The following is a 7578-nucleotide window of genomic DNA, read 5'->3' as shown; positions in this document are numbered from 1 at the left end:
TGCCATCTTCTATACATTCATGGCCTGTTGCAGGGAGGCAAGGATAGAACCTTACGGATGGTTAAGGCACGTCTTAGCGAAACCTTTGCTGGACATGAAGGAGGATGAATTGATTAAGCTACTGCCCATAAACTGCAAATAACATAAAGCCCTTATATGAAACCTGTCATATAAGGGCTTTTTTGTGAAGTATCAATACGGCGAATTTTGGATGCTTACCCTTAATATGTACGCGCGCGAGTGCGAACACCTCAACAAAGCCTGTTCTGCAAACAGGCGGGCATGGCATAAACGTATTTTATTAGGCTGTAATAATTATTTCTTCCTATCTTTTGGCCGTATCTTCCAATTGTCGTAACTTTGCTCAAACAAATTATGCACACCCAACAAAAGACGTTTGCAAGGGCGTGCATTGAGTCGGGATAGGGCCGAATACAAACGATAAACAATCAATTAAATAAACCAACATTATGTCTGAAAACAAAAATTATCTAGTGCCTATTGCATTCTTAGGCCTGATGTTCTTTTCTTGCGGCTTTGCGTTAGGCATCAATTCGCTATTGGTGCCAGTGTTGCAAGAGTCGCTCAACGTGCCATCTGCTGGTGCCTACCTGCTTATTGGCGCAACATTCATTCCCTTTTTGATATTCGGTTATCCCGCAGGTCAATTAGTAAAGCTTATCGGCTATAAGCGCACAATGGCCGTAGCGTTTTTGTTTTTCGCCCTTTCGTTCGGTGTGTTCATCGTATCGGCCAGTCAAGAAAGCTTTGTGTTGTTCCTCGTAGCATCGTTTTGCTGCGGAACGGCCAACGCATTTCTACAAACGGCCATCAACCCATACATCACCATTCTTGGCCCTGTAGAGAGTGCAGCCAAGCGTATCAGCGTTATGGGTATATGCAATAAGCTGGCTTGGCCCATCTCGCCGTGGTTCATTACATTGGTCGCAGGCGAACATCTTACCGTTAGTCAGCTAGATAAGCCCTTTTATATCATCATCGCCGTGTTCCTCGCACTTGGTGTTCTGTCGTTGATGGCTCCGCTGCCAGAGGTGAAGGCAGCTGGCGAAGACGAGAGTGAGGCATCAAACAACGCCGAAGACGCACAGGTTTCGCAGTATGCCAACAGCAAGAAATCTATTTTCCAATTCCCTCACTTGGTGCTTGGTGCCTTTGCCATCTTCTTTTATGTGGGTGCCGAAACCATCGCCTTGGCCACGCTTATCGACTATGCCAAGGGCCTTGGCCTAGAAAATGCCGAAAATTATTCGTGGATTACGCCTCTTTGCATTAGCGTTGGTTATGTGTCGGGCGTTGTTCTCATTCCCAAATACATGTCGCAGACACGCGCATTGCAGGTATGCACCATCATCGCCATCGTGGGTACGCTGCTTGTTGTGCTGTTGCCTGGTGCATTGAGCGTGTTTAGCATTGGCGTTATCGCTTTGGGTTGTTCGCTGATGTGGCCTGCATTCTGGCCCTTGTCGATGCAAGATTTGGGTAAGTTCACCAAGTCGGGCGCATCTGTTCTTACAATGGGCTTGATTGGAGGAGCGGTTGTAACCGTTCTTTTCGGACTTCTAAAAGACAACTACGGGCCACAAAACGCCTATTGGATTTGCCTTCCCTGCTTCCTCTACATCGCTTTCTTCGCGTTTAAAGGGCATAAGCTGAGATAAAGTCGTTAGAGTTGACGAGTTGACAAGTTAACAAGTTGTAAGTGGACGATGAATAATGGTCGAGAGCCAATGATTTAGGAATGTATCCATAGAAAGCCTGTCTTAACATCATGATATTAACTTATCCAAAGAGGCACTCGAAACCCTATTCGTAGTTTTCGGCACAGCAAGGAGTGTGAGTCATATTAGGCTCACATCACTTGTGTGCCGAAACTGGCACGAGGATTAAACAACTGTTTCTACGTTCATGTTCACCCAACCATAACCTCATTGAATGCCAATGGAAGGTGTTTAGAAAGAAAGTGCTCAAAACAAACATCGTTGAACGAAAGAATCGTTTAGACGTTCAATGACGAGACTCTTCGTAAATACCGTGGAATACAAGAAGAAGTTGGTGTCATTTCTAACGCTCAATTTTCGATAGGCTAGTTCTAAAACTATTTCTTTTTGCTTATAAATAGATTTAAAATGAAAAAGATAGCTGTATTTACATTTTCGTTAGTTTGAATATGGCACTGGACCAGAATCTACGAGTACACAGGGTTGTTTGTTGTTGAACGACAATGATAAGTTGTTAAAAGACGTAACGTTAGATTCAATTAAACCAATCCACAAAAATGTAATCCTCAGCTTTTGTCATATAAGCCGCTGTTTGGACTTTAAAATAACCCCCTAATATGAGATAGTGTTAAGAGAAACAGTAGTATTAATAGATGGTGATGTAGTTGTTAAAGAAAAGGTCTTCCAAATAAACAATGGCAAATTTGTACAAAGCAGGAAAAATGATAAATACGGATGGTTAAAATGAGCTAGACTAGCTACTCGTGTACTCAATGCTCATCAAATAACAATTGCATAAATAATTGGTATGAAAAAAATATGGATACTCTTTATAGATACAAATTCTCCAATGTTTTAACTTATCCTCCATATATATCTGCGATATGGGTAGGGGTATTCATCATGTTCGGTTATTTCATAATCAAATTCTTTTGCCCTACCGAATATTATAATTGGTGGATCATGTCTTGCTCCTTCTGTGCTATTGTGTATATGTGCATCTATTTGTTGCATAAAATCTGCAATAAGACCGTACTTGTGTGTTATACCAAGGATTATGTCGTTTTCCAAATAGGAAAGAAAGAAAAACGTTATAGAAAAACAGATTTATTAGGCTTTTATAGTCTTGATTATATAAATACAAGTCAATACAAAATAGCGATACAGTTTGTATTTAAAGATGGTTGTAGGTTAAACTTGTTTGAAGATAGTCCATTTGAAAAGTCAGAAGAGGTCAGACTTCAAAAGAATGAAAGTCTGAAAGAGTTTCTATTAACTTCAACGCATTATTTTGGTTTTAAGTTACATAAAAGAGTTAAATGGCGAAGTAGGCTCTCCTCATTGAATTCTGCAGACACCTGGTATACAAAATAATGGTGAGTGAGTGCAGCAGTCTTATGATTTAAAATCAAGAAATAGTGGGATATAAATTAAGGTTCACAGACATAACGACGCTACGCCCATATATGTTTGCTGTTGGTGGAGCCCTTTGGGGGTGTGTAGTTGCATGGCTACTTATAAATTACGTCTCCCACAATCTCCTTTTATTGGCTAGCTTGTTTTGTACTTAGGTGTCGCTTACGTATTAATTCTGCTAGTGCGTATATTTTATAATCAAACCAAGCCCATCAAAAAAGTAAAATGGCGCACACGTACTAATATCTGTAATGTATGGTACTCCAAATAATTCCATACACGAGTTTGGAACAACGAAGAACACCATTCTTGCTGGTTGCAAGGGGTAAACGTCATTCCGACATACCTGTTGCGATTTGAAAATTCGTCAACTTGTCAATAGAAGGACTTCAAGAATTTGTTTGGTTTTCTTTCTCTTGTTTTTCACCTTGAAGTTGTCCTGTCTTCAGCTCACAAACTCACGTACTCGTCACCACAAAACTTAAATCTGGAACTAATACTTAAAAAGGCGTCGTGCTTTCGACATTTTCTAGCGAAAAGTATGCTTGCAAATTATACAATTAGCCGCAAATCTCAGCATAACGCAGCTCTTTATTTGTCCCTCTTTTGAGCGTGTCGCCTGCATTTTGCATCGCTTAGGGTTTCTAGATGCTTGTCGGCTCGTTTGTTTATGTTCTTGGTCAAGCCTTCTTCCTACCCAAACGCGTGCCAAAGGTTGTCGTCGGGTAGGGGAGCCTCTACGCAGATGGTTTCTTTCGAGACGGGATGAACAAACGAAATCTTTCGTGAAAGCAGCGAAATGCTGCCATCGGCGTTGCTTCGCCTTGCTCCATACTTTAAGTCGCCCTTGATGGGGCAGCCCATAGCGGCCAACTGGCAACGTATTTGGTGGTGCCGGCCGGTCATCAGTTGCACTTCTAAGAGCGTGTAGTTTTCGGAGCGGCCGATAACCTTATAGCTAAGTATGGCCTTCTTTGCACCTGCCACTTCGTGGTTGTGGGCATAGCTCTTGTTTTGTTTTTCGTTGCGCGTGAGCCAATGTACCAATTCGCCCGTTTCGTTTTCGGGTGGCGACTGTACGATGGCCCAATAGGTCTTCTCCACATCGCCCGTTCTGAAAAGGGCGTTCATGCGGCTTAGTGCCTTGCTGGTTTTAGCGAATGCCACAAGCCCCCATACCGGTCTGTCGAGCCGATGAACCACTCCTAGGAACACGTTCCCAGGCTTGGCATACTTTTCTTTGAGGTAGCTCTTTACGATATCTACAAGTGGCACATCGCCGGTTTTGTCGCTTTGAACTATCTCTCCACTATGTTTAGAAACGATAATGATGTGGTTGTCTTCGTAAACAGGAATCATGATATCTAAGGATTGGGTGTGTATGAGGTGGGCAAGGTTCTCGGTTCACAAGTGTACTGGTAAATAAATTGACCGATTGTGTTGGCAAACTTGCCATTGCTTGTTTGGGTTAAAGCTTGTTCTGAAAAGCACAAAGTTAACATTTAGAACCGCCTTAACCGCAAACGTTAGTTCGGCGAAAGGGCACAACGGCCTTTTCGCCGAACACGAATGCTTGTGTGTAATTACGTATTCATACCGCCGTCTACCTGGATAACCTGTCCGCTTACATAGCTAGATAGGTCGGAGGCGAGGTAAAGTGCGCAGTTGGCTACGTCTTCAACGGTTCCACCACGGCGCAAAGGAATTTGGTTCATCCATTCTTTACGTACCTCATCAGACAGTTCTTGCGTCATGGCCGTATCGATAAAGCCAGGAGCAATGGCGTTGGCACGAATGCCTTTGGGACCCATTTCTTGGGCTACAGACTTGGCCAAGGCAATCATACCAGCCTTAGAGGCGGCATAGTTGGCTTGTCCCGCGTTGCCATGAACACCTACAACAGATGCCATATTGATGATGGAACCACCACGTTGGCGCATCATTACGGGGATGACAGCGTGAATGAAGTTGAATGCGCTTTTGAGGTTTACGCCGATAACGGCGTCCCACTGTTGTTCGGTCATGCGTAGCATAAGGCCGTCTTTGGTGATACCGGCGTTATTCACGAGGATGTCTACCGAGCCAAAGTCTTCTTTCACCAGTTTAACAACCTCTTCGCTTTGTGCAAAGTCGGCGGCGTTGCTGGCATATCCTTTGGCTTTAACGCCGAGAGCGGCAATTTCGGCCTCGGTAGCCTTACCGTTTTCGTCGATAACCAAGTCGGTGAATGCGATGTTTGCGCCTTCTTGTGCAAACTTCAATGCGATGGCTTTGCCAATGCCGCGGGCAGCACCCGTAACAAGGGCAGTTTTGCCTGTTAATAATCCCATTTTGATTTTATTTATGTTAGAAAATACATTGATTTCGTTAGGCAAAGGTACAAACTTACTTTGACATGGCAAAACAATGTTTGCGCCTGTTGCCCGTTAGCCGTTTTAGGGGCTAGTCGGCACTGTGGATGATTTCGCGGTTTACACCTCTGCTTTGCTCACGTAGTATGAGCGTGGTTACACCGCCATTATAGTACATTTCAACCGTTGCTTGCCGGTGTCCGATTTTATAGGAAATGCCAATTAGCCCGTTCTTATCCACGTCCACTTCTTTGCTCTTCGAAGGAAGTTTGGGCAGCAACATCTCTGCATTGTCGATGTCTCCTCTTCGTATCGTTTCTTGATAAAGAACTTGCATCGATGACGTTTCTGTAAACAACTTACTTTCAATTTGTGTCATGCCACCATCCTCTTCTGTGTACTTCGTAGTCGTGTCGGGGGTGACGGAACGTTGTGGCGGCGTGATGTCTTTCACTATTGTCGCCGTTTTGGGGGCATGTGCAGTGGCGGGTTGGGTGGCGTGGCTTTGCTCTTTTGGGCTGGATGCCGTGCATGCAGCCATGATTATGGCCACGAACGAAAATAATACGGCGGCTTTCATTGCTTATTGATACGTTTGCCCAATGCACCATACACCACCTTTGCCACCAACGGCTTGCTGGCCTCTTCGGTTAGGCCATGTCCCAAACGGCCGTAGATGAACGGCACTTCAAGTCCTTTGATACAATAGTGTGTGATGTCGGCCACTAGTTCCACGTTGTCGATGTCAAATTCGCCATCGGCTTTGCCCTCAGCATACACCTTCCTGAATAGTTCAATCTCGTCTTCGTCGAAGTTTTTGCGCATTTTCTCCACGGTCCAGATGTTCCTGAAGAACTCTGCACGTAGGTTTCCGTTGCGCACCACCGTTTCTTTTATCATGCTTAGGTGGGTGTATATCAGCTCGATAATCTTGTCTTGCGGACTGATTTTCTTCGCCGCCACCTCGTCTAGCTTGTCAGATAGGCGTTCCAGTTCGGCTTCAATCACGGCATAGTACACGTCTTCTTTCCTATTGAAATAGGTATAAAGCGTTCGCCTGCCCTTTCCCGATGCCACGGCGATGTCGTTCATCGTGGTGTTTGCCACGCCGTTGCGTGCGAATAGCTGGCGCGCCACGTCCACTAGCTTTTGTCTTGTTTTGGAAATGGACATCTTCGTTTCCTCCTTTCTCTAATAAATGCTTGCCGCAGGTTGTTGCACACGGCTTAGTTAATGTGCAAATTTATCGTTTTTTTGTCGAATGAACAAATTATTGGTTTGTTTTTTAGAGAGAGGCCGCCTTGGCTTTTGATATTTCTTTAACTTGAAAGAGTTTATAATCTTTGTGCCGTAAAACCAAGATAAACACTCCTCTCATATACAGAGTGCAGGACAAAGACGCGACAAAATCTGAGAGTCAGTTCCATCTGTCTGTGGCAAAACGTGGTTAGGCCTTAAAAAGTTTCCTGTCATAAGTCATTCAATACATTCTACACAAGTTGAAAACTAGCTGTCAATGGCGTATTACTTCTGCGTTTTTCATGATGTTGTCTCCGCTGGCTGTGGGCAGCATGCCCTGCAACTGCTCGCGCTGGTGGTAGTAAGCGTACGTGTTCTCTGTGCCGTTGCCCACTCGTGCGTGTATGAAGTATAATCGTTTTGTCTAACTTTTAGCAAGAATTTTAACATTATGAGTGCCCTTTTTGTCCACCAATCGTTCACCTTGCCGCAAAAAATCGATTCTCGCGGAGGTTTGTTTTGGTGCCAAAAGGGGGCAGTTGTGTATGCAGACAAAATGAATTTTTATTTAAAACGACCGCCACTAACACCCGTTTTGGGACGATTTGCAGCAAAATGCAGTGTGTTTTGGTGCAAAACGCAAGGCGCTTTGGTGCAAAATGCAAGGTGAAATGGTGCTAATTGCGAGACGAAAAGCATAAATATCCACTGCAATTGTATAAATAAAACCTTTTAGAATCATGAAAAACATGGTTGAAAAGGGCGAAATAGTCGTTAAAAAGTGGGTTTTTAGGGGCTAAAAGCAGGTTGTCGGGCTTTAAAAAAAGACGAGC

The 7578-nt window shown here is 44.0% G+C and carries 5 protein-coding genes; 1 reads left to right on the top strand and 4 read right to left on the bottom strand.

Annotated features, from left to right (window positions below; genetic code table 11):
* Positions 1-470 precede the first annotated feature (470 nt).
* The gene (locus HMPREF0670_RS06830; protein ID WP_009230422.1) at positions 471-1679 is read left to right on the top strand and encodes an MFS transporter; all 1209 of its coding nucleotides are present in this window, start codon (positions 471-473) and stop codon (positions 1677-1679) included.
* Between the two features lie 2169 nt (positions 1680-3848).
* Here HMPREF0670_RS06830 and HMPREF0670_RS06820 read toward each other — a convergent pair.
* From HMPREF0670_RS06820 to HMPREF0670_RS06805, 4 genes are all read right to left on the bottom strand, one after another.
* Positions 3849-4514, bottom strand: coding sequence for an RluA family pseudouridine synthase (locus HMPREF0670_RS06820; RefSeq protein ID WP_009230420.1), 666 nt, complete (start codon positions 4512-4514; stop codon positions 3849-3851).
* Between the two features lie 224 nt (positions 4515-4738).
* Positions 4739-5485, bottom strand: coding sequence for a 3-oxoacyl-[acyl-carrier-protein] reductase (gene fabG / locus HMPREF0670_RS06815; protein WP_009230419.1), 747 nt, complete (start codon positions 5483-5485; stop codon positions 4739-4741).
* Positions 5486-5597: 112 nt separating this feature from the next.
* The gene (locus tag HMPREF0670_RS06810; RefSeq protein ID WP_009230418.1) at positions 5598-6086 is read right to left on the bottom strand and encodes a hypothetical protein; all 489 of its coding nucleotides are present in this window, start codon (positions 6084-6086) and stop codon (positions 5598-5600) included.
* Positions 6083-6679 carry a TetR/AcrR family transcriptional regulator gene (locus HMPREF0670_RS06805; RefSeq protein ID WP_009230417.1) on the bottom strand — a complete coding sequence of 199 codons (597 nt, stop codon included), beginning with the start codon at positions 6677-6679 and terminating at the stop codon, positions 6083-6085. Before HMPREF0670_RS06805 ends, HMPREF0670_RS06810 begins: the two co-directional genes overlap by 4 nt.
* Positions 6680-7578 lie beyond the last annotated feature (899 nt).

The sequence above is a fragment of the Prevotella sp. oral taxon 317 str. F0108 genome (genome assembly GCF_000162415.1).
GTDB classification, from domain to species: domain Bacteria; phylum Bacteroidota; class Bacteroidia; order Bacteroidales; family Bacteroidaceae; genus Prevotella; species Prevotella conceptionensis.
This window is presented reverse-complemented; position numbering and strand designations above follow the sequence as displayed.